Annotated in this window: 20 protein-coding genes and 1 pseudogene; 9 read left to right on the top strand and 12 right to left on the bottom strand. The window is 68.9% G+C overall.

Annotation, left to right across the window (positions count from 1 at the left end; translation table 11 throughout):
- Window positions 1-3,115: 3,115 nt before the first annotated feature.
- Complete coding sequence (locus ABZV91_RS12145; protein WP_355239395.1) at window positions 3,116-3,799, bottom strand: helix-turn-helix domain-containing protein; 684 nt, start codon at window positions 3,797-3,799, stop codon at window positions 3,116-3,118.
- Between the two features lie 132 nt (window positions 3,800-3,931).
- Between ABZV91_RS12145 and ABZV91_RS12140 the strand changes: the two genes are divergently transcribed.
- Window positions 3,932-5,428: an MFS transporter gene (locus ABZV91_RS12140; RefSeq protein WP_355239392.1), complete on the top strand. Its 1,497-nt coding sequence runs from the start codon at window positions 3,932-3,934 to the stop codon at window positions 5,426-5,428.
- Between the two features lie 370 nt (window positions 5,429-5,798).
- Here ABZV91_RS12140 and ABZV91_RS12135 read toward each other — a convergent pair whose 3' ends face one another.
- The 3 genes from ABZV91_RS12135 to ABZV91_RS12125 form a co-directional block, all read right to left on the bottom strand.
- Window positions 5,799-7,442 (bottom strand): DEAD/DEAH box helicase, encoded by a 1,644-nt coding sequence (locus ABZV91_RS12135; protein WP_355239389.1) that lies wholly within the window; start codon window positions 7,440-7,442, stop codon window positions 5,799-5,801.
- A 246-nt stretch (window positions 7,443-7,688) separates the two neighbouring features.
- Window positions 7,689-8,261: a TetR/AcrR family transcriptional regulator gene (locus ABZV91_RS12130; RefSeq protein WP_355239386.1), complete on the bottom strand. Its 573-nt coding sequence runs from the start codon at window positions 8,259-8,261 to the stop codon at window positions 7,689-7,691.
- Window positions 8,261-8,683, bottom strand: a complete 423-nt coding sequence (locus ABZV91_RS12125; RefSeq protein WP_355239383.1) for a VOC family protein — start codon at window positions 8,681-8,683, stop codon at window positions 8,261-8,263. Before ABZV91_RS12125 ends, ABZV91_RS12130 begins: the two co-directional genes overlap by 1 nt.
- 285 nt (window positions 8,684-8,968) lie before the next feature.
- Here ABZV91_RS12125 and ABZV91_RS12120 point away from each other — a divergent pair, with 285 nt between their 5' ends.
- Window positions 8,969-9,646, top strand: coding sequence for an NPCBM/NEW2 domain-containing protein (locus ABZV91_RS12120; RefSeq protein WP_355239380.1), 678 nt, complete (start codon window positions 8,969-8,971; stop codon window positions 9,644-9,646).
- A gap of 31 nt (window positions 9,647-9,677) precedes the next feature.
- Here ABZV91_RS12120 and ABZV91_RS12115 read toward each other — a convergent pair whose 3' ends face one another.
- The 5 genes from ABZV91_RS12115 to ABZV91_RS12095 all read right to left on the bottom strand — a co-directional run bounded on the left by ABZV91_RS12115 (window position 9,678) and on the right by ABZV91_RS12095 (window position 12,533).
- Window positions 9,678-9,929: a Smr/MutS family protein gene (locus ABZV91_RS12115; RefSeq protein WP_355239377.1), complete on the bottom strand. Its 252-nt coding sequence runs from the start codon at window positions 9,927-9,929 to the stop codon at window positions 9,678-9,680.
- 173 nt (window positions 9,930-10,102) lie between these two features.
- Complete coding sequence (locus ABZV91_RS12110) at window positions 10,103-10,291, bottom strand: TfoX/Sxy family DNA transformation protein (RefSeq protein WP_355239374.1); 189 nt, start codon at window positions 10,289-10,291, stop codon at window positions 10,103-10,105.
- 23 nt (window positions 10,292-10,314) lie between these two features.
- Window positions 10,315-10,557 carry a hypothetical protein gene (locus ABZV91_RS12105; protein WP_355239371.1) on the bottom strand — a complete coding sequence of 81 codons (243 nt, stop codon included), beginning with the start codon at window positions 10,555-10,557 and terminating at the stop codon, window positions 10,315-10,317.
- Window positions 10,558-11,254: 697 nt separating this feature from the next.
- Window positions 11,255-12,190 carry an ADP-ribosyltransferase gene (locus ABZV91_RS12100; protein ID WP_355239368.1) on the bottom strand — a complete coding sequence of 312 codons (936 nt, stop codon included), beginning with the start codon at window positions 12,188-12,190 and terminating at the stop codon, window positions 11,255-11,257.
- 43 nt (window positions 12,191-12,233) lie between these two features.
- Window positions 12,234-12,533 carry a DUF1540 domain-containing protein gene (locus tag ABZV91_RS12095; protein ID WP_355239365.1) on the bottom strand — a complete coding sequence of 100 codons (300 nt, stop codon included), beginning with the start codon at window positions 12,531-12,533 and terminating at the stop codon, window positions 12,234-12,236.
- A 338-nt stretch (window positions 12,534-12,871) separates the two neighbouring features.
- Here ABZV91_RS12095 and ABZV91_RS12090 point away from each other — a divergent pair, with 338 nt between their 5' ends.
- On the top strand, window positions 12,872-14,095 hold the full coding sequence (locus ABZV91_RS12090) for a cytochrome P450 (protein ID WP_355239362.1): 1,224 nt from the start codon (window positions 12,872-12,874) through the stop codon (window positions 14,093-14,095).
- Window positions 14,092-14,826 carry a TetR/AcrR family transcriptional regulator gene (locus ABZV91_RS12085; RefSeq protein ID WP_355239359.1) on the top strand — a complete coding sequence of 245 codons (735 nt, stop codon included), beginning with the start codon at window positions 14,092-14,094 and terminating at the stop codon, window positions 14,824-14,826. Before ABZV91_RS12090 ends, ABZV91_RS12085 begins: the two co-directional genes overlap by 4 nt.
- A gap of 5 nt (window positions 14,827-14,831) precedes the next feature.
- Here the strand turns inward: ABZV91_RS12085 and ABZV91_RS12080 are convergent, their stop codons facing one another.
- Window positions 14,832-15,452: an antibiotic biosynthesis monooxygenase gene (locus tag ABZV91_RS12080; RefSeq protein WP_355239356.1), complete on the bottom strand. Its 621-nt coding sequence runs from the start codon at window positions 15,450-15,452 to the stop codon at window positions 14,832-14,834.
- Between the two features lie 250 nt (window positions 15,453-15,702).
- Between ABZV91_RS12080 and ABZV91_RS12075 the strand changes: the two genes are divergently transcribed.
- Window positions 15,703-16,506 carry an alpha/beta hydrolase gene (locus tag ABZV91_RS12075; RefSeq protein ID WP_355239354.1) on the top strand — a complete coding sequence of 268 codons (804 nt, stop codon included), beginning with the start codon at window positions 15,703-15,705 and terminating at the stop codon, window positions 16,504-16,506.
- 141 nt (window positions 16,507-16,647) lie between these two features.
- On the opposite strand, the pseudogene ABZV91_RS12070 reads toward ABZV91_RS12075, so the two are convergent.
- Window positions 16,648-17,579: pseudogene (locus tag ABZV91_RS12070) on the bottom strand (TIGR03364 family FAD-dependent oxidoreductase); the annotation flags it as partial.
- Window positions 17,580-17,788: 209 nt separating this feature from the next.
- Between ABZV91_RS12070 and ABZV91_RS12065 the strand changes: the two are divergent.
- Both ABZV91_RS12065 and ABZV91_RS12060 read left to right on the top strand, forming a co-directional pair.
- Window positions 17,789-17,980 carry a GntR family transcriptional regulator gene (locus ABZV91_RS12065; protein WP_355239352.1) on the top strand — a complete coding sequence of 64 codons (192 nt, stop codon included), beginning with the start codon at window positions 17,789-17,791 and terminating at the stop codon, window positions 17,978-17,980.
- Between the two features lie 147 nt (window positions 17,981-18,127).
- On the top strand, window positions 18,128-19,327 hold the full coding sequence (locus ABZV91_RS12060; RefSeq protein WP_355239349.1) for a cytochrome P450: 1,200 nt from the start codon (window positions 18,128-18,130) through the stop codon (window positions 19,325-19,327).
- Window positions 19,328-19,348: 21 nt separating this feature from the next.
- Here the strand turns inward: ABZV91_RS12060 and ABZV91_RS12055 are convergent, their stop codons facing one another.
- Complete coding sequence (locus ABZV91_RS12055) at window positions 19,349-20,350, bottom strand: AraC family transcriptional regulator (protein WP_355239346.1); 1,002 nt, start codon at window positions 20,348-20,350, stop codon at window positions 19,349-19,351.
- A gap of 340 nt (window positions 20,351-20,690) precedes the next feature.
- Here ABZV91_RS12055 and ABZV91_RS12050 point away from each other — a divergent pair, with 340 nt between their 5' ends.
- Both ABZV91_RS12050 and ABZV91_RS12045 read left to right on the top strand, forming a co-directional pair.
- Window positions 20,691-21,266 carry an RNA polymerase sigma factor gene (locus ABZV91_RS12050; protein ID WP_355239343.1) on the top strand — a complete coding sequence of 192 codons (576 nt, stop codon included), beginning with the start codon at window positions 20,691-20,693 and terminating at the stop codon, window positions 21,264-21,266.
- On the top strand, window positions 21,247-21,522 hold the full coding sequence (locus ABZV91_RS12045; RefSeq protein WP_355239340.1) for a hypothetical protein: 276 nt from the start codon (window positions 21,247-21,249) through the stop codon (window positions 21,520-21,522). The genes ABZV91_RS12050 and ABZV91_RS12045 overlap by 20 nt, the downstream gene beginning before the upstream one ends.
- Window positions 21,523-21,615 lie beyond the last annotated feature (93 nt).

Raw genomic sequence — 21,615 nt, 5'->3', positions numbered from 1 at the left:
CGGGCGACGGGTGATGGTCGGGCGACGGGTGATGGTCGGGCGACGGGTGATGGTCGGGCGACGGGTGATGGTCGGGCGACGGGTGATGGTCGGGCGACGGGTGATGGTCGGGCGACCGGTGATGGTCGGGCGACCGGTGATGGTCGGGCGACCGGTGATGGTCGGGCGACCGGTGATGGTCGGGCGACCGGTGATGGTCGGGCGACCGGTGATGGTCCGGCGAGTGGTTCTGCCGCGGGTAGTGGTTCTGCCGCGGGTAGTGGTCCTCCCGCGGGTGCTCCGGGGGCTTCGTCGCGTCCAGCTACGCCGCCTGCTACCCCGGCGACGGCGAGTGGTCCGGCAACGGGAACGGGTAGGCCGGGTGATGGCCCGGCGACAGCCGATGGTCCGGCGGCCGGTCCGGCGAGTGGTCCGGGAACGGTCAGTGGTCCGCCGACGGGTGATGGTCCGCCGACGGGTGATGGTCCGCCGACGGGTGATGGTCCGCCGACGGGTGATGGTCCGGCGACCGGTGATGGTCCGGCGACCGGTGATGGTTCGCTGACGGGTGATGGTCCGGCGACCGGTGATGATTCCGGGCGTCGCGACGACGATGGCGCTGGTTCCGGTGATGGCTCCGGTTCGGGTTCGGGTCGTGGTTCCGGTTCCGGTAGTGGTTCTGGCTCGGGTGCGGGCAGTGGTTCTGGCTCGGGCGCGGGCAGTGGCTCGGGTTCGGGTGCGGGCAGTGGTTCTGGCTCGGGTGCGGGCAGTGGTTCTGGCTCGGGTGCGGGCAGTGGTTCCGGTTCGGGTGCGGGCAGTGGTTCTGGTTCGGGTGCGGGCAGTGGTTCTGGCTCGGGTGCGGGCAGTGGTTCTGGTTCGGGTGCGGGCAGTGGTTCTGGCTCGGGTGCGGGCAGTGGTTCCGGTTCGGGTGCGGGTAGTGGTTCTGGCTCGGGTTCGGGTAGTGGTTCTGGCTCGGGTTCGGGTAGTGGTTCCGGTTCGGGTTCGGGTAGTGGCTCGGGTTCGGGTAGTGGTTCGGGTTCCGGCTCCGGTTCGGGTAGTGGCTCGGGTTCGGGCAGTGGTTCTGGCTCGGGTTCGGGTTCCGGTTCGGGTTCGGGTAGTGGTTCTGGCTCGGGTTCGGGTAGTGGTTCTGGCTCGGGTTCGGGTAGTGGTTCCGGTTCGGGTTCGGGTAGTGGCTCGGGTTCGGGTAGTGGTTCGGGTTCCGGCTCCGGTTCGGGTAGTGGCTCGGGTTCGGGCAGTGGTTCTGGCTCGGGCGCGGGCAGTGGTTCTGGCTCGGGTGCGGGCAGTGGTTCTGGTTCGGGTTCGGGTAGTGGTTCCGGTTCGGGTTCGGGTAGTGGTTCTGGCTCGGGCGCGGGTAGTGGTTCTGGTTCGGGTTCGGGTAGTGGTTCGGGTTCCGGTTCGGGTCGTGGTTCCGGCTCGGATAAGAGCAAGTGGAAGTGGGCGGCCGGCGGTGCTGCAGCAGCTGCTGCTGTGGCTTATGGAATTTCCCAGATCGGCTCAGATGGCGAGGCTCCCGGGGCAGAAGAGACCCCCGGGACAAACGACACGCCGACCACTCCTCAGGTGCCGACTACTCCGACTACTCCGACTGTTCCGACTACTCCGACTACTCCGACTGTTCCGACTACTCCGACTGTTCCGACTACTCCGACCGTTCCTACCGTTCCTACCGTTCCGACTACTCCGACTACTCCGACAACGCCCACTACGCCGACCACACCGACTACCCCTGGAGCCGACGACTCCGACTCGGGCTTGTTCGGACCGGACGGCCTCGGATCGGGTGAACTCTCCGCAGACGAACTCGGTTCGGGCGACAGCAAGACCGGCGGCACCGGGACCGGTGGTGGCACCGGCGGCGGGACCGGCGGTGGCACCGGTGGTGGCACCGGTGGTGGCACCGGTGGCGGTTCGACCCCCGGCGCCGGCGGTGGCGGCGGCCTCGGGGACATAGCCACTCCTCTCATGATGGCTGCCATGGCGGCTCAAATGGGCGGAAACAAAGACGACAGCGGTGATGAGGAGGAGTCCGATGAGGACAAGTCCGATGAACCACCCGCGTCCGCCCCGGCCCCCAACCCGGGACCGCCTGTGCCGCCGGGGGAGGGCCAGCCTCCGGGCGAAGGTCAGCCTCCGGGTGAGGGCCAGCCGCCTGGGGAAGGTGAGCCGCCCGCGGAGGGCGAACCTCCAGCGGATGGTCAGCCTCCTGGAGAAGGTGAGCCCCCTGCGGAGGGTCAGCCGCCGGGTGAGGGTCAACCGCCTGGGGAAGGTCAGCCTCCGGGTGGGGGCCAGCCGCCGGCGAACGGCCAGCCCCCCGCGAACGGCCAGCCTCCGGCGAACGGTGAACCTCCCGCGGAAGGTGAGGCACCGGCCGAGGGCGAAGCTGCCGCGGAAGGTGAATCGCCCGAGGATGAGCCCGGCACCAGTTCGGGACAAGGCCTATAGGAAAACCCTGTGCCGGATCCACGTTCGGCGCTGGTCGGTGCGTATCGACTCGCTGCTTGTCACGTGATGAGCGCGGAGATCGGCGGAACGACTGCTGCCTCGTGTGTCCGGAGCAGGGTGGGCGGCGCTACTGGAAGCCGGCCGTTGGCGGCCCTGTGCGGTCGGCGGCCGGCCCGGTGGTGCGATAGCGGCTGCGGCGGCTGTTCCGGCGGAGGTGCCGGCACCGCGGTCGACTGGTGGGTGTTACGCGTCGACTGTTGAAACGGCAGCCGTCGGGCACGGCGCTGGTCGCGGATTCGACCTGCGACGCAAGGGATCTCCGGTCGGGAGCGAGGGGATCTCGATGCACCGGTGCTGGTTGCGGTGGGTCTACCCGAGCGGTTCGTTATGGCATCGTGGGCGAATGATTCGTTCGTCGGCTTCTGGCGGAGGTGGCGCTGTGGGACGGTCATCGAGAGCTGGGTCCGCGGTGACGCCGGACGACGTCGCCGTTGGACCCGAGTTGCCGAGCCGAACGATCTCGCCGTGTGCTGGGGGGCGACCCCGATACCGCCGGGGATTCCTCATGGCACCGCGAGCTTCGAACTCGGACAGACAAGTCCTCGGCCGTCGCTCGCCTGCGTATCGGGATGAAGAGATGCCCGGGCTTCAGCGGCCGCTCCGGGTGGAGCGATCAGCGGCGGCGTCCGGCGCAGGGCGCGGCCTTGGCGGATTTCGCCTGATCGACCTCGTCGTCGGTGAGCGCGCGGACCGGGAGTTCCTGCCGGGCGACAGTGTCGGCGCGGATACCGTTGAGCGTGATGGCCATATAGCGCCGCCAGATGTCGGGGTTGATCGGCTTGGCGAATTCGGCCAGGCCGTCGACCATATGGATCATCGCGAAGAGATCCGACGGTTCGATATCGGGCTGTAGCACGCCGGCGTCGCGGGCTCGGTCGACGATTGCGGCCACAGCGGGTTTGATCCGGTCGCGCAGACCGTGGAAGCGTTCGGTATCGAGGTCGAGTTCGAGGATGACCTCGCTGAATCCGCGGTTGACGGCCAGATGCCGGCAGGCGTATTCGACGAACTGGACCAGGCCGCGCCAGGGGTCGGGGTCGCGCAGGCCGGCTTCGGCGTGGTCGGCGAACGCACTGAGGCTGTGTTCGAAGACCTCGGCGATGAGTTCCTTCTTGTTGGCGAAGCGGCGGTAGACCGTGCCCACGCCCACACCCGCGCGCTCGGCGACATCGTCGAGGGTGATCTCCAACCCTCGATCGGCGAACAGTTCACGGGCCGCCTCGACGATGCGTTGCTGATTGCGTGCGGCGTCGGCGCGCAGACGGCGGGGTGCGCGCACGGTCGTGGCGTGTTTCACACCGTCATTCTATCAATGCCGGGATTAAGCGGAGGCGACAGCTCCGTTATTGTGTTAGCGTTCATGCAAGCGGAGGCGTCCTCTCCGCTTTCCTGATCTTTCCATCCACTCGATCTTCTTCCAAGGGGCGAGATGACTACCACGATCGATCGCGGGCCATCCGCGCAGGAAATACCGTCGGGACGGCGCGGTTCGCACGAGCTGCGGTGGTGGGTTCTCGCCGTGCTCGGCGTCGCCCAGCTCATGGTCGTACTCGATGCGACGGTGGTGAACATCGCGCTTCCCGAAGCCCAGCGCGACCTGGGGTTCGATGATGCGAGCAGGCAGTGGGTGATCACCGGCTACGCCCTGGCGTTCGGCAGCCTGCTGCTGCTCGGCGGTCGGCTCAGTGACCTGTTCGGCCGGCGCAACACCTTCATCATCGGCCTGATCGGCTTCTCGGTGGCTTCCGCCGTGGGCGGTGCGGCCGCCAACTTCGAGATGCTGGTGGCGGCCCGGGTCGGCCAGGGTGTGTTCGGCGCGCTGCTCGCACCGGCCGCGCTCTCGCTGCTCACCGTGACCTTCACCGAGCCGTCGGAACGGGCGAAGGCCTTCGGCATCTTCGGCGCGGTCGCCGGGACCGGCGGCGCCATCGGCCTGCTGCTCGGCGGTGCGCTCACCGAATGGGCCTCGTGGCGCTGGGTGATGTTCGTGAACCTGGCGTTCGCGGCGGTCGCGCTGGTCGGCGCCGTACTGCTGCTGGCCCGGCACGCGGGCGGGTCGCGGCCCAAGCTCGACATCCCGGGTACCGCCGTGGTCACCGCCGCGCTGTTCGGCATCGTCTACGGGTTCTCCCACGCCGAGAGCGACGGCTGGACGAACCCGGTCACCCTGACGTTCCTCGTCGGCGGCGCGGCGCTGCTGGCGGTGTTCGTATGGCTCGAGACCCGGGTCGCCCATCCGCTGCTGCCACTGCGCATCGTGCTGGACCGCACTCGCGGCGGGGCCTACCTCGCGGTGTTCGTCATGGGCATCGGCATGTTCGCGATCTTCCTGTTCCTGACCTACTACATGCAGCTGACGCTGGGCTATTCGCCGATCATGACCGGGGTGGCGTTCCTGCCGATGGTCGCCGCCATGGTCGCCTCCTCGACCACGACCCCGTCGCTGCTGCTGCCCAAGCTCGGGCCGAAGGTGGTCGTGAGCGGTGGCTTCGCGATCGCGGCGCTCGGCATGGCCTGGCTGACCCGTATCGGTCTGGACACCGGATACACCACTCATATCCTGCCGGGCCTGATCCTGCTCGGCCTGGGGCTCGGTGGCGCGATGTCGACCGCCTTCCAGAGCGCGACCTCGGGCGTGCGCCACGACGATGCCGGAGTGGCGTCCGCGATGATCAACACCAGCCAGCAGGTCGGTGGGTCGATCGGCACGGCGCTGCTGAGCACCATCGCGGCGTCGGCCTCGAGTGATTACCTGTCCGCCCGGACCCCGGACCGGCTCACCGTCGCGCAATCGGCCATCGAGAGCTACACCACGAGTTTCACCTGGGCCGCGGGCGTGTTCGTGGTCGGCGCGGTGGTGCTCGCGGTGTTGATGCCCAGTGCGCTGCCGGCACCCGCCGAAGGCGAACCCGTACTCGCGCACTGATATTCGCGACCGAACCGCCCGTCTCCGCGCCGTGGAGGTGGGCGGCGGCGTATCGGCAGCCGGTGGATTCAGGGTCCGGAGAACGCCGGAGGCAGGGGCCGGCCGCGGCCGGCAGGCACGCTGGGCGGCACATCCGGGCGGGCGGTGATCAAGCCGTCCCGTGGGCTCCGTGCACCGGAGAAACGATGTCGGCGCCGAGAGCGGCCGCCGCCGAGTATTTCTCCGGCCGCGAACCCGGGATCCGGTGTGGTCATACCGAGTTCGAGGGCAATGGCGAAAACCGCCAGGGGGTTCTCCGAGACCAGACCCCGCCGCGGTGTGCCGGCAGGTCGAAAGCCACCGGGCGGGCCGGGCCGGCGTCGGCCCGCGCTCAGCCCGCCGGACGCGTCGCCCGGCGGGGCCGGCGCTGGGCGCGAGCGGGATCAGCATGCGGGGTGCGGGCACCGCTCGTCCGAGCCGAACCGCCGGACTGCCCGGCGCCCTGTTCCGGCTGCCGTCGCGTCGGCGCGGTGTGACCCGCCGAGGTGGCCCGTGCCCCCGACCGGCCCGCGGCACTCCCGCGCCGACCGGCGGAACCGCGCGCACCCGCGTGCTCGGCGGCGCCGGACCGGTCAGCCTGCCGCGACCGTTTCGCGGGGTTCTCCGCGCGGCTGCGCTCCCCACCCCGGGGGGTTGTCGTCTCGCGCGCGTCGGAGCGCACCGCGTCCGCGTGGCCACTCGCGCCGTTCCGGCGGCCGCGCGATCCACGCCGACCGTTGCGGGAGCCGCCGGTGCTCGCGCGCGGGGCGCCCGGCTCGGTCGAGGCGGGCGCCGGGTGGATGGGGGCGGTTTCGGTGAGTACCGTGCGGTCCGCGAGATCGTCGAGGATCGGGGAATCGATGGTCACCGGGCGCGGACGCGCCTCGATACCGGCCTTGCGCAGCAGGGCCGCCACATCCTTGCGCTGCTCGGGCAGCACCAGCGTCACCACGGTGCCCTCGGTGCCCGCGCGGGCGGTGCGGCCGGACCGGTGCAGGTATGCCTTGTGTTCGGCGGGCGGGTCGACGTGCACCACCAGCTCGAGATCGTCGACGTGGATACCGCGCGCGGCGATATCCGTGGCGACCATGACCTTGGCGGTACCCGCCGCGAATGCGGCGAGGTTGCGGTCACGCGCGGGCTGGGAGAGGTTGCCGTGCAGGTCGACGGCGGCGATACCCGCGCGGGTCAGCTCGCCGGCGAGCCGGCGGGCGTGATGCTTGGTGCGCATGAACAGGATTCGGCGCCCACTTCCGGCGGCGAGCGCGCGCACGAGTTCCTTCTTCGCGGCGGCCCCCTCGACCTCGAAGATGTGATGGGTCATCTTCGGCGGCGGCGCGGCGGCCTCGTCGACCGAATGCGAGATCGGCGCGTGCATGAAACGGTCGACCAGTTTCCCGACGCCGTTGTCCAGCGTCGCGGAGAAGAGCAGCCGCTGGCTGTCGCGCGGTGTGGCGGTGAGGATCCGGATCACGCCCGGCAGGAAGCCGAGATCGGCCATATGGTCGGCCTCGTCGAGCACCGTGATCCGCACAGCATCCAGCGAGAGTGCCCGCTGCTGCATCAGATCCTCGAGCCGGCCGGGGCAGGCGACGACGATATCGACACCCTGCTTCAGGGCCTTGATCTGTCGGTTCACCGGAACCCCGCCGAAAACGGTGGTCACCCGCAGTCCGCACACCTCGGCCAGTGGCGCGACGGTCGCTGCGATCTGGGTCGCGAGTTCCCGGGTGGGCGCCAGGATCAGCCCGGTGGGCCGGCCCGGGGTACGCGCCGCGCCGGCCAGCAGCGCGACCACCGGGATACCGAAGGCCAGGGTTTTACCGCTGCCCGTCTTCCCGCGGCCGAGGACATCGCGTCCGGCGAGGGTGTCGGGCAGGGAGGCGTTCTGGATGGGGAAGGGTTCGGTGATACCGCCGGCGGCGAGTTCCGCGACGAGATCGGCCGGAACGCCGAGGTCGGTGAACGTCTGCGCGGCAGCAGTGTTGGCAGGCATGAAGGTATGAGCGCCTTTCGGCATCGGAGGTGATACCGCGACGTCCGTTCGGACCGTCTGTCCGCGCCTACTCGAGGTGGCGGCATCGCGGGTCCCGACGCGAAAGGCTGGTGATCCGCGACGGAGAGTACATGTGTGCGCATCGGGCGCGGTACTGAAGTGATCCTACCGTACCGCCCGTTTCCGTCCGGCCCGGTGATCAACAGCACGGTGTGACGCATCTCCACTCGGGGCGGCAGCCGGATGTCACCGGGCGCGGCGGATCGCTTGGAGGACCGTGTCCACCGAGCGGTCGGCCAACTCGTCGGACAGCGGGAGATGTCCGAACAGCGCCCGGAAGTATATCGGTGCGGCTACCGCGTCCAGGACGAAATCGATATCGGTGTCCGGGTCGATCTCGCCGCGGGCGATCGCCGCCCGCAGAGCGCGTGCCGTGGTCTCGCGGCGGGGGCCGAACACGGAGGACCACAGCTGATCGCGCAGCTCCGGATCGGCGGCGAGATCGGCGACCAGGGCGGGCAGTACCCGGCCCAGCGAGGTATCGCGCAGGGTGGCGACCAGCTCCCGCATGGAGCGCGTCAGATCGGCGCGGAGTTCGCCGGTGTCCGGGGTCGGTTCGAGTCCGAGCAGATCGGCCACCACCGCGGTCACCAGATGTCGCTTGGACGGCCAGCGCCGATAGATCGCCGGGCGATGGATACCGGCCCTCGCCGCGACCTGCCCGATGGTGAGGTCCGCGTAACCCTCGGTGTCGAGCAGGATTCGCGCGGCCGCCAGAACAGCGGTATCGATCCGTTCGTCGCGGCTGCGGCCCGGCATCAGAACACCGGTCGGGGAACGAGCACGACCTGCCAGCCGTCCGGGTCCGGGAACGCCAAGGCGCCCTGGGTTGCCCAGTAGGGGTTCTCGGTGGGGACCGGTTCGGCGCCGAATTCGCCGAGCCGCGCGACGGTCTCCGCCATCCGCGCCTCCGATTCGAAGTACAGCACCAGCAGGTTCTCCTTGCTTTGGGCGTCCCCGGGGCTGCCATCGACGTGGGTGGTGAATTCCAGGTGGTAGCCGGTGCCCGGGAGGCCGAGCATCACCCCGTCGTAGCCGGCGTGGTCGGTGAACCGGTGGAGCTCGCGCAGGCCGAGTCCTGCTACGTAGAAGCGGATCACCTGGTCGAGCCGGTCGGTGGGCCGGGCGAACCGGACCTGGGCCACTCCCAGGTTGCCGGGCCAGACGTTGTCGGCGGTCATTCCCATTACGGTACAGTGCGTACCGTAATGTATCGAGTCATCGGGGTTCGCCGACTCCGGGTGCGGGGTGTGCTCGCGGGGCCGGTTCGGACCGGACCGATGAAATGGCATTGCTCGCCGTTATTTTCGGAATCCCATCGTCGAGCACCGGAAATTCGAATCGCGCACCGGCGGACAGCGCAATCCGGCACAGCGCTCCAATTCCATCACCCCGCCCGTCGTGGTATATCTCTGCTGCGGCGCCCGGCCGGGCCCCGTCGAATTACGTCGAAGAAGAGTGTGCGCGTGTCCAATCCAACCGAACCCACTCGCGGGCCGAACCCGCGCCCCCATTCGCCGGCGACCGGCAGCGCGGCCCCCAGGGGTGCCCGGGACGCCGAGCGCGGGGTAATGCTCGTCTCGGGGGCGGGTATCGCGCTGGCCGTTGTCGGTTTGGTGGTCACCCTCCTCGTCGGATCCGGCTCCACGGACGCGGAATCCGATACCGCGCAAGCGATTACGACCAGCGAGAGCCCCGCCCCGCCCGTGGCGGCGGCCCCGGCACCCGCACCGCTGCCCAAGCGGTACCTGGCCGATATGTCGCCCACCACCGGCACCGCGTATACCGGGACGATATCGGTCAACGGCGTCTCCTACCCGCATTCGATCTATCAGCAGTTCAGTGGCTGCGATACCGAGGTTGGCCACACCTACAACCTGAATCGTGAATGGTCGCGGTTCAGCTCGACTATCGGTATCGCCGACGGCGGCAATTCCCAATCGGTGCTCCAGTTCGAGGTGGTCGCCGACGGAAAGTCGATCTATTCCTCGGGCAACGTTCCCGTGGGCCAATCCCCGACGGTGGACGTGCCGGTCGCGGGTGTACAGAACCTGACGATCAGTTTCCTGTTCGTCGGCGGGAATATGGAGAGTTGCAGTCAGGCGGGTAACGGCGTGTGGGGCGACGCGGGGCTCACGAAGTAGGGCGATCCGGGTGGCGTACGATCGCGCCCGTTCAGAAATGGACGAGGATGCGGCCCTCGTTGCCCGGGTCCGATTCCACCCGTCGGTAGAGCTTCTTCAAACTGGGTTGGCCGAGTTTTGCGAGCACACGACGTTTCAGCATGCCCGAACCCTTCCCTGGGATTATCTCCAGCAGGCCGACCTTCTGCGCCGAAGCCCGGAAGAGCGCGCTGCGTAGGACGTTGTCGATATCGCGGTCACTCCGGAAGACCGGGTGAAGATCGACCCTGAGTATCTCGCTCATACAAACTCCCGAGGCTGCTGCCGTGCACCCCGCACGGTGCACGGTTCACCGCAGCCTAGTGGCCGAACGCGCGAGTCGGCCACCGTCCGCCCCCCGGGTGCGGGGAGGCCGGACCCGGCGACCCGGGCGCCCACCGGGGATGGGGGGAATGGGTACCGGTGCAAGTGCCGTCGTCAGTTCTTGTTTCCGGGCGGTGGTGAGGTGGCGGTAAGTGCCGCCCGAGATTGCGCAGTCCATCGCCACAGCATGCGCGTATCCGGTGCGCAGCCGGCCGCCGGCATCCGCCGGTATGCCTCCACCGCGCCTATTCTGCGCAGGTCCTCGAACTCGCGCACGCCGGCTCGCGTGATCAACGGCGGCATGCCTGCCCACCTGCCACCGTTGATCACGCCATTCCAGGATCTTCAGATGCGCCGTGCCCCGGAGGATATCGGCGGCTCTCCCCGATCTCGGGGCGCAGCGCACTCGGGTCGGTGCCGGGGTCGGCACGTCGCTGAACCGTCCGGCGGGCCTGCCCGGCGGTACCGACCATATGGTGGAACCGGCGCAATGTCTGGACCTCGCCGCTGACCCATCGGTGGTGGTCGTCGAGGTAGGTGTAGTCGGTGCCGTGGGCGCCGGTGTCCATGGCGGCGATGTAGAGCGCCCGGTCCCGGCATTCGGCGTGGTGGACGGGGTAACCACGATCGCGCCCTTCACCCGGTCGGTCCGGCCGCGCTGGGCCGCCCAGCGCGGTGAGTAGGCGGCCGTGGCCAGCCCGTGGGTGCGCCAGCGCACGGTGCCCTCCGACGCGGCGCGCAAGGGCAACCGGCGCATCAACTCCCGGACCGCTCGCGGCGTGAGGCGGGTGCACCAGCCCGGGACGAGCAGGATCGGATCCGCGGGATCGGCCTCGAAAAGAGTAGGGGTGAGGAACGGGCGGTCGATCAGCAACACCGTCGCCGGGCGCGCCTGATAGGACAGGCCCCACAGCAGCGTGGCCAGCGGCCGGCTGCCGTGGTCGTCGGAGAGTAGATGCCAGGTGCTGGGGAAGTAGTTGGTGCTGAACCGGGCGGCGGTGCCCGGGCGCAGCGAGATCACGGTGTGGACACGTCTGTCCAACCGCAGCGATCGGCGGTGCAACTTCAGCCCGTCACCGACGATCCGTGCACTCGGGGGGCGCTGCTGTTGCAGTGTGCTCATCGTTGTCCATGAAGCCTCACACCGGCGCCCGCGCTCAACCGGTTTTCCACGTCGGCGTGCGGTTCAGAGGGCAGGTCCGCGGACCGCTGCCGACGCCCCCGATAGGCCGGCGGTACCGGAACGAGCGGAACCGCGGCCACGGTTCACGGTGGCAGGACGGTCACCGCTGCTTTCCACCGGTCGCCGTCCGGTTGCAGGTCGGTGAGATCGAAAGGCAGTTCACGCATGACGAGCAGCTCTGCCTCCTTCGGTATGGCGGACAGATCTCCGATGTACACAGCCGGCACTCCGGGCGGAATGTCGATGGTCACATCGGTATCGCGGCGCTCGACGTTCTTCAGGTCGTCGACGCCGCCGGGGTACAGCGAGGTACTGACGTAATCGCGGAATATGCCGCGGTAGCCAGGAGGTACCGCGGTGATCGGGTGATCGGGGATGAGCCGGCCGGCCTGAATGGTCTTCGTTACCCGGACCCATTCGGTGGTGGTCCGCCTGCGCACAATGTCGTCCAACCCCTCGGCCATCGCGCGCGATCTCGGCGACAGCGGGAAGCCGGCCCTGAGGAAGTCGTTGAGCTCGGTGCTGTCACCCTTGGTGTAGTCGTAGAGCAGCCGGCGTTCCGCGGGGCTCAGGCCTTCGAGGGTGGCGCCCCAGATCCTTCTTCCGTACGCATCCGCTTCGACGGCGTTGTCGAAAAATCTCGGCGTCGCGGCGGTGGACCCGGGAGTGGGCCTGCGATGGATCACCGAGATGGCCGGGCCGGGGAGACCGGTGGCTGCGTCTGCCGCGGGAAGGAGGCGCGACGCGCTCAGTGGCGGATCGGTGATATCGCGGATCCGCCGCGCGTCGGTGGCACCCATCAGTTCTATATTGTCGGCGAGCTGGTCGGTCAGGCGACGCATCGCCGCTGCCAACTCGTTGTACACGCTGCTCCTGTCCCGTGCCCGACACTCGCGCGCCGATCTCGGCGATGTGTCGTCAAGGTAAGTATTCCAGGAGCTCCGACCGCGGCATGTCGCACGACGGAAAAGAGTGTGGCCGGTCCGGCCGCCGGCGCGGTCCACCGCGGTGGTGTCCACCGGCTGATCCGTACCGGCGCCGTGCCGGTGACCGGTCGAACCCTCAGCGCGGGGTGTAGGTCATGCAGTGCGCTGTGTGGTCGATGCTGCCCGGGCCGACCCGGATCTCTCCGGCGGTGCACTCGAGGTCGGTGTTGTGGGTGCAGTCGGTGCGCTGGCAGGCGCCGACCATGCTGGTGACGGTGTCGAGTCCGCCCTTGGTCGCCAGCGGTATGAAGGTGGCGCAGTCGGCGCTGCCGTTCTGTCCGGTGACATTGATGGCGTACGCGTGGCATCCGTCGTGGTTGTAGGAACAGCTGTTCACTGTGCATTCGCTGACGTGCGGCATTTCCATGGTGGTCATGTGCTGAGTCCTCCGGAGGTGTTCGGGAGTCTTGCTCATGCGGCTACCGCCGTTACCCGGTTGCTGTGGGCCGAAGAACTCATTATGGCGTGCGGGTGCGCCGTTCGGGCGGCGCATTCGGGGGCGGGGGCCGAACGTAGCGAAATGGTTGCCGAAGGGGGTGTGCACCGTTGCCGTTCGATTATGTGAACGATATTTACTAAAGCCTGTTCACAAATGTGCTGTGGTGTGGTTCACTCCTGATGACAGGGTTTCCGTACGGAGGCATCGTCATGCGATACCTCCCCCTCCGCCGCGGCCTCCGCGGACCGGTATGTATCAGCTTCGAAGGAGGCTCCATGACCGCATCCCTCTCCCACGACTTCGATTTCACCGACCCCGACCTCTTGGCGGCCCGGCTGCCCATCGAGGAATGGGCCGAACTGCGCCGGACGGCGCCCGTGTGGTGGGTCGACCAGCCGAACGGGGTGAGCGGGTTCGACGACGGCGGCTACTGGGTGGTGAGCAAACTCGAACACATCAAGGAGATCTCGAAGAACTCCGAGGTCTTCTCCACCCACGCCAATACCGCGGTCATCCGCTTCAACGGCGATATCGCCCGCGAGGAGATCGATATCCAGCGCGCGATGCTGGTCAACACCGACCCACCCGAGCACGACAAACTCCGCCGCATCATCTCCCGCGGCTTCACCCCGCGCGCCGTGCAGAGCCTGCGCGACGCCCTGCACGAGCGAGCCGAACGGATCGTGCACGAGGCCAAACGGACCGGCGGCGGCGATTTCGTCCAGCAGGTCGCGTGTGAGCTGCCGCTACAGGCCATCGCCGAATTGCTCGGCGTACCGCAGGAGGACCGCGGCAAGCTGTTCGAATGGTCGAACCAGATGATGGGCTACGACGACCCCGAATACGCCGACAGCTACAAGATGGCCAATGCGCAGGTGATGGGGTACGCCTGGAACCTGGCCGAGGAGCGCCGCGGCTGCCCGGCCGACGACATCATCAGCCAACTGCTCAGCGCCGATATCGACGGCGAAGCACTGAGCTCGGAGGAGTTCGCCTGGTTCGTCATCCTGCTGGCGGTCGCCGGTAACGAAACCACCCGGAACGCCACCACCCACGGGATGAAGGCCTTCGTGGACAATCCGGAACAGTGGGAGCTGTACCGGGCCGAGCGTCCGCGCACCGCACCCGACGAGATCGTGCGCTGGGCCACCCCGGTCATCGCGTTCCAGCGGACCACTCTGCAGGACACGGAGATCGGCGGGCAGGCCATCGCCAAGGGGCAGCGGGTGGGCCTGTTCTACGCCTCGGCCAACTTCGACGAGGACCACTTCACCGAGCCGTTCGAGTTCGACGTCACCCGGAACCCGAACCCGCACGTCGGCTTCGGTGGCACCGGCACCCACTACTGCGTCGGCGCGAATCTGGCCCGCCTGCAACTGGACCTGATCTTCAACGCCATCGCCGACGTGATGCCGAACCTGCGTCAGGTCGCCGAACCCGTTCGGCTACGGTCGGGTTGGCTGAACGGAATCAAGAACTGGCAGGTCGCATACGAATGACACCACCCGCCCGGCGGGGCCGGATGCCCGCGGTCAGCGATGCGGACATCCGGCGCGTGGCGCTGGAGCTATTGGTCGCACAGGGAGCGGAGGCGCTGACCCTGCGTGCGATCGCGCGGGAACTCGGCATCACCGCTCCCGCTCTCTACCGCTACTACCCGTCCCGGGAGGAGCTGCTGGTCGCGTTACGGCGCGATATCTGTATCCGGCTGGCCGACGACCTCGGTGCGCAGGTGGCCGAACTACCCGACGACGGGGTGGTCCGGTTGTTCGCCATCTGCCGGGCGTTCCGGCGCTGGGCGCTGGCCCACCGCAATGAATTCACGCTGGTCTTCGCCTCGCCGACGCCCGGCGGGCCGGGTACGGTACGCCGGTTCGACGAAGCGTTCGGGCTGGTGTTCCTGGAAGCCGCGGGCAAGTTGCTCGCGGCCTACGACCTGGCGACCCCGGCGACCGATTCGATTCCCGACGCGCTGCGCACCGATCTGATCGCGTTCCAGAACGAGCTGCTGGCGCTGCTCGCCGGATCGGAGCAGAAGTTCCCGGCCGAGAAGTTCGATCTCGGGGTCGCGTATCTGATGATGACGGTCTGGGTGCGGCTCTACGGCCACGTGACGCTGGAAGTGTTCGGTAACTACCCGATGCCGGTGAGCGACCCGGATGTGCTGTTCGACGCGGTGCTCACCGACCTCGCCGCCGGCATGGGCCTCACCACCGGCGAGATGGGGTAGGCCGGTCAGGCCATTTCCGGAACCCGCAGGTGAGCGAGCGCCAGCTCGAACTCCCGCACGTCGAGAGCTTCGACGCCGGTCCGCCGGGCGGCGTCGACCCGCAGCGCCGCCGACTGCTCACGGCCGGCCCGCATCGCCGCGGCGCTGTCGTAACTGGTGCACGAGACCGCGCGACCGGACCTCCGGTTGATCATCAGGCTCGCACTGCAGAACCCATCCAGATCCTCCATGGCGGGCAGGGTCTCGGATTTGTAGATCTCGACGGCCGAATCGAGCCGGCTCGGGTCGGTTTTGACCCAGGTCGCGCGCACGCACGCGCCTTCCTCCGCGTGATGGGCCCGATGCAGGCCCGCGATCTCCCATTCCTCGATCTGCGCGCCACCCCCGAAGGTGGCGAGCGCGCGGTCCCGAAGCGGACCGACCTGTTCCCTGCTCTCGCGCATCGCGTCCTCGGACTCCCACGCGCTGGTGGCGATACAGTGCCCGTTGTCCCGGTCGACCAGCAGCGACAATCCGATACACCCGGGGATTTCCCGCAAGCCCGGCAGCACGGCATCGCGCGTATGCGCGATGCCGGCATCGATAGCGGAGGGTCGCGCCTGAATAGTGGTGGATCGCGCGAACACGAGCCACCCCCTCTCTGCTCGAGGCGGCGCCCCGGTGGCGCCACCGGTGTTCTTCACCCTGCTCTCCCCTCGTCGTGGTGGCAAGAGCACGACTGCTCGCGTCCGGGCACCGCGCCGCGCGCGATCGCCGCTTCCGCGCACACCCACCCGGGCTACACTCATCACCCGTGCCACCTGTGCGGCGCTGCGCGTATGCGCGCCGAACTGCTCGAATTCGTGAAAAACCGAACGAGACGGGACAGGGAAACCCATGACCATCATTCGCACGCTGCGTACCGCTCTGCTGAGTCTGATCATCGCCGTCGTCGCGACGGCGTCCGTGGCGATGCCCGCCTGGGCCGCGCCGCGGCCCACCGTGGTCCTGGTACACGGTGCGTTCGCCGACCCGACCAGCTGGGACGGGGTCGCCGCGCGACTGCGCGGGCAGGGCTACGCGGTACTCACCCCGGAGAACCCGCTGCGCGGTCCGGCCCACGATGCCGCCGCCGTCCAGCGCACCCTCGACACCGTCGACGGGCCCATCGTGCTGGCCGGGCATTCGTACGGCGGGTTCGTGATCAGCAATCTGCACGATCCCGATGTCGTCTCCATGGTCTACGTCGCGGCCTTCGCGCCGTCCCAGGGCGAAGTCGCGCAGCAGGCACTGGACCCGGTGCGGTTCCCGGGTAGTCAACTGCTGCCCCCGGCGCTACAGGTGAAGGTCGTCGACGATCCGCAGGGCATCGCCGGACGCAATCTCGACGGCTATGTGGCACCCGACTACTTCCACGACGTCTTCGTGCAGGACGTGGACGACGCCACCGCCGCAGATATGCTCGCCCACCAGAAATCGATCGCCCTGGCCGCGAATCTGGAGCCCTCCGGCGCCCCGTCGTGGTCGGGTGTGCCCACCCGGTACCTGGTCTCCGCGCAGGACCGGGTCATCCCGCCGGCCTCGCAGCGTTTCATGGCCGGCCGGATGGGCGCGCAGACCACCGAACTCGACGCGTCCCATGCCTCCCTGGTCTCGCAGCCGGACGCGGTGGCCGCGGCGATCGTGACCGCGGCGGGCTGATCTCCCGGGCCGGGCGGGCGCTACCGGGGCTGCCCGGCCCCGGATCCGGCCAGCTGGTCCACGACCGTCGGCGCCAGGCAGGCCGAGCGCGATGGTCATACCGATACCGGAGGTCACCGAGACGACCCGGATTCCGGGCCCGGGCGCGGCCACCAGGAAATCGGTATCCGGCGAATCCGCGTAGACCCCGCGCCACCGCCGCCGCACCGACAGTTCGCCGGCCGAGAGGAGCCGGGCTCCTTCGCGCAGCACCAGATCGGCGATGTCCTCGTCGTCGAAGGGCAGAGGGGTGCGGGCGTAGTGGTGGGTGTCGCCGAGGACCACCGAGCCGTCCGGGCGCTGGGTGAGCATCAGATTCATCACGGCGTCCAGCGTCTCGGGTGCCCGGTCGGTGATCTCGCGCCGTACCGCGGCGGCGGAGGCAGTGGCGGCCAGACCGCCGTAGCGCAGCATGGAGTAGCCGGTGAGGACCGCCGCACCGGGTGGCGCAACCTCGAGCATCTGCAACCGGCAGCGGCGCACGCCGTTCTCTTCGGCGATCACCGGGAAGAGCCGGTCTATATCGTGGCCGGCCGCGTGCACGATCGCGGTAGCGGCCAGCTCTCCGCGGGCGGTGTGCACGACACCTTCGGATATGGCGCCCACCTGGGTGTGCCATACGAACTCGACGCCGCGCGCGGCCAGCCACGCGGCCACGGCCGGTATCGCCGCGCGCGGGTCGACCCGCAGGTCGAGCGGCAGATGGGCACCGCCGACGATATCGCTGCCGGCCGCGCCCGCGGGTGGGAAGAGGCGGGCCGTCCCGGCGCGGTCGAGCAGCCGTACCTGCTCGGCGCCGCGCTCGGCCGCGAACTCCTCGAGGACCCCCGGTTCGGCGGCGGTCCGGGCCACCACCACGGTGCCGGCCCGGCTGATCTCGAACTCGCCTGCTCGGCCGGCCGCAGCCACTTCTCCCGGGCGGACCAGGCGTACTCGAGTGCCCGGCCGGTCTGCGGGGTGGTGCAGATATGGCCGAAGTTGCGGATGGAGGCGCCGACGGCGCGCGCGTCACATTCGACGACGGCCACGCGCATCCCCCGGTCCGCGGCGTCGACCGCGTGCGCGAGGCCGACTATGCCGGCACCGACGACGGGCAGGTCGACCGGATGGGACGGTAGGGCGGATGGTCCGGTGACCGCGCGAAGAGCCACGGCCGGAATGCCCGCAAGCCGCCGCCGGTACCGGCAAGGGTGAACCACTTGTTCGATCAACCTGTGCCCGATGACCGAACCGAGAGGACGATGTGACCCCGCTGTATGCCCGCGTCTCCACCACCCTGCGGGACCGGATCCGCCGCGGCGAACTCGCGGCCGGGTCCGCCCTGCCGTCGGAGGCCGAACTGTGCCAGGAGTTCGGCGCCCCCGGGGGCACGGTGCGCAGCGCCGCGGCGGGCGCCGGGCAGGGGTTGCGGCTCGGTGAACACGCCGAAGGGTAGATCACCGACCGGACGGCCGGGGCGGGGAATTACGTTCCGGCGCGGAGGAATATCGGTGCGGGGCACGATGGGGTGTATCGATTGGTGCGTCCCGCCCCGGCGTCCCAGACTCTCTGTGATCGCATCGAAAAACTCAGGGAGACAAGCATGTCCGAGTCAGTCATCCAACTTCCGACACCCGGTGAGTCGATGTACGAAACACTCGAGCGGATAATTCGTGCGGGTGAGGTCGTGCCCATCGAACTGCTCGGCGGAGTCGGCGCCTACATGGCGGTCAGCCATCGTGCTGCCGCCGAGGTGCTCGACGACAAGCTCTTCGCCAAGCACCCGTCCAAGTGCCCCGCGCTGCACGACGGCCGGATTCCCGCCGATTGGCCGCTGCGCGCCCTGACCGACGCCGAACACATGCTGAATCAGGACGGTGCCGCGCACCGGCGGTTGCGCCAGACGATCAACAAGGCGTTCACACCGGCTCGGATCGCGGCGCTGGAACCGCGGATCCAGCAGATCGCCGACGATCTCATCAGCGCCTTTCCGGATACGGAAGAGGTCGATCTGGTCGCGAACTACACTGTTCCGCTGCCGGTCCGGGTCATCTGCGATCTGTTCGGAGTACCGCTGGAGGCGCAGTCGCGGCTCAAGGACTGGACCCTCACGATCGTCTCGGCGCACAGCACCGGCGAACAGACCCAGGCGGCCATGGCGGCGATGAGCGGTTACTTCGTCGAACTGCTCGCCCACAAGCGGGCCGAGCCGGGGGAGGACCTGACCTCGGCGCTGTTGCAGGCCAACGCGGCGAACGAGCTCACCGAAGAAGAGCTGATCGGGGTGCTGTGGCTGGTCATCGTGGCCGGGCACGAGACCACGGTGCATCTGCTGGGCAACGCGGTGATCGCATTGCGCGACCATCCCGGACAGTTGGCGCGGGCGCAGGCCGAGAATCGCTGGGCCGATGTGGTCGAAGAAGCGCTGCGCTACCGCTCGTCGGTGGTCGGTGCGCTCATGCGGTACCCGCTCGACGATGTGACGGTCGCCGGTGTCGACATCCCGGCGGGCACGCCGACGCTGTGGTGGGGCGGCGCCGACCGGGATCCGCTGCTCGTCCCGAACGCCGAGGTATTCGATATCGACCACGAGCACCGCGACCAGCTCGTATTCGGCCGCGGACCGCATTTCTGCCTGGGTGCGCCGCTGGCCCGGCTGGAGAGCCGGATAGCCCTGCAGACGCTGTTCACCCGCTTCCCGAAGCTGACCCTGGCCGTGCCCAGCACCGCGATCGAGTACGCGCTGCAGATCAGCACGGTGGGCCCGGAGAAACTTCCGGTGCGGCTGAACCCCGGCTCCTAGGCCGGATTCACCCCTGCGGGTTCATCTGTGCCGGTCCGTGGACCCGTCTCGTCTGCTGCGCCGGAACTCCCGCGGCGTCACGCCGAACCGCTCCTTGAACGCCGCCGAGAACCAGGCGGGGGTGAAACCGCAGCGGGCCGCCAGTTCCGCGATGGTCATGGTGGCGCGCGGGTCGGCCAGGAGTTCGCGTGCCACCCGCAGGGCCTCGTCCCGGCGCAGGTCCCGGAAGGTCGTCCCGGTTTCGTGCAGCACCAGCCGCAATTGCCGGGGTGACCAGCCGAGCGCGTGCGCCACCGCGGGCAGGCGCACATCGGACCGGCCGATGTGTTCGCGCAGATACCGCCGGATGCTCTCGGCGACCTCCGTGTGGTGGGTCGCCTGCGGACCGGTCTCGCCGACGGCCATCATGCAGAGCAGTTCGGTGATCCGGTCGCAGACCGCGTTGAATTCGCGTTCGCTCAGCCCGGACTGTTCGGCGTGGACGCCGCGGATCATATCGCCGGCGACCCGGCCCAGACCCCGGTTCATATCGAGGACGACGTTCATATGGGTGAGCGGCCGGGCGCTGGATTCGAACTCGGTGCGCGGCACCTGGAACCCGTAGGCCGCCGAATCCGGAATGTGCAGTCGGCAGGGTATCTCCAATCCCGCCACGACCGCGTGCCCGCGCGGGACGTGGGTCACCTCGTCGCGGAAGCGAAGGGCGAAATCACCGCGGTCGGGCACCACGACCCAGAAGAAGTCGTCGCCGGGTATCGCGCGGATGTGCCGGCGGGTGCGGTGGCACAGGCGGTTTCCGTGCTGGTCCCAGCGCAGCAGGGTGTAGGTGCTCGACTCCTGGGCGGTGAGTCCGGCGTGCCAGTTCTCGTGGGCGCCGAATTCGTGTGCCATGGGTACGAAGCCGTCGGCGAGCTCGGAAAAGGATTCGGGTCCGCATGCGGCCACCTGATACCAGCGCATAGTGACCATCCCCTCGAGCGAGCTCGGCTGCCCCGTACCGCCGGCCGATACGATCGGCGACATCACCATACTGGGCCCGGCCGGTCCCGGTCCGTATCGGGCACGAATTACGTTCATTGACAGCTTGTTCCACGACCGGCCCCGGTCCGCCCGGCGGAAGCGCGCCGGATCGGCGAGCGGGTCGTCCCCGAGCGATCCCGCGATCGCCGGGTCCGCGAGCCACCCGGCACGTATCAGCCCGGGCACGGGCGAATCCTTTTCCCCGGCTCGTGCCTCTCATATATGTCTCGGTAGACGCCGGGGACGGAAGAGGAGGTTGTCGTGATCATCGCTGTCGCAATCGCCGGTGGGCTGGTATTGCTCTGTACGTGCATGTTCGTCGTGCGGCGCAAACGAGCCGGGCGTGGCTGAGGTGACCTGGCCCGGCGAAGAGCTGATCACCGCCGCGCAGGGCGGTGACATCGATGCGATCGCCGCGGTGGTCTCGGCCGCCCACCCGAATATCCAGCGCTTCGCCCGGTCCCTCTGCGCCGACGCGGAGGATGCCGAGGACGCGGCGCAGGAGGCCTTGATCATCCTGTACCGGAAAATCGGAATGCTGCGGGCCACGGGCGCGCTCGCGTCCTGGATGTTCCGGATCGTGCGCAACGAGTGCCTGCGCCGCGCGCGGCGACGGCCGGTCGCGTACACGCCGGTGCCGGATACCGCGGTGACCGACTCGGCCGAGTACGAGGCATTGCGCCGCCTGGAAGCGGGCCGGGTGGCGGCCGCGGTCGCCGCCCTGCCCCCTGATCACCGCCGGGTGCTGATCCTGCGCGATATCCAGGGCTACAGCGGGCGTGTGGTCGCCGAGACGCTGGGGATCGGCCCGGCGGCGATGAAATCGCGCCTGCACCGAGCTCGCGCCGCGGTTCGGCAGACCCTGCACACCACATCCGAATCGGATTCCGGAGGCGAACATGAGCACAACGACACCTGACGGCCCGGATTTCACGAGCGGCTCCGCGGCCGAGCATGTGATGCGCGGTGTGGTGGGCTTCGGCGCGCTGATCGGCTCGGTCGCACTGATCCCGGTCATCGGACCGATCGCCCTGTTACTCCTGCCCGTCGGTCTGTTCGCACTGCGCGGCTGCCCGATGTGCTGGACGATCGGGCTGGTGCAGACCCTCTCGAGAGGACGGCTCCAGCGCTCCTGCGAAGACGGCCGGTGCACGCTGGCCGTCGCCGAGCGCTGAGGCGCCGCGGGACAGCCGCTCCCTCTCCGCGGACCGGAACTCCCACGGGGCCGGGGGCGCCGCCCCGAACCGGCGGGGGCGGGGCCCCGGGAG

The sequence above is a fragment of the Nocardia sp. NPDC004568 genome (assembly GCF_040609955.1).
Classification (GTDB): domain Bacteria; phylum Actinomycetota; class Actinomycetes; order Mycobacteriales; family Mycobacteriaceae; genus Nocardia.
The sequence above is the reverse complement of the archived record's forward strand: the minus strand, read 5'-3'. Positions and strand labels throughout refer to the sequence as shown.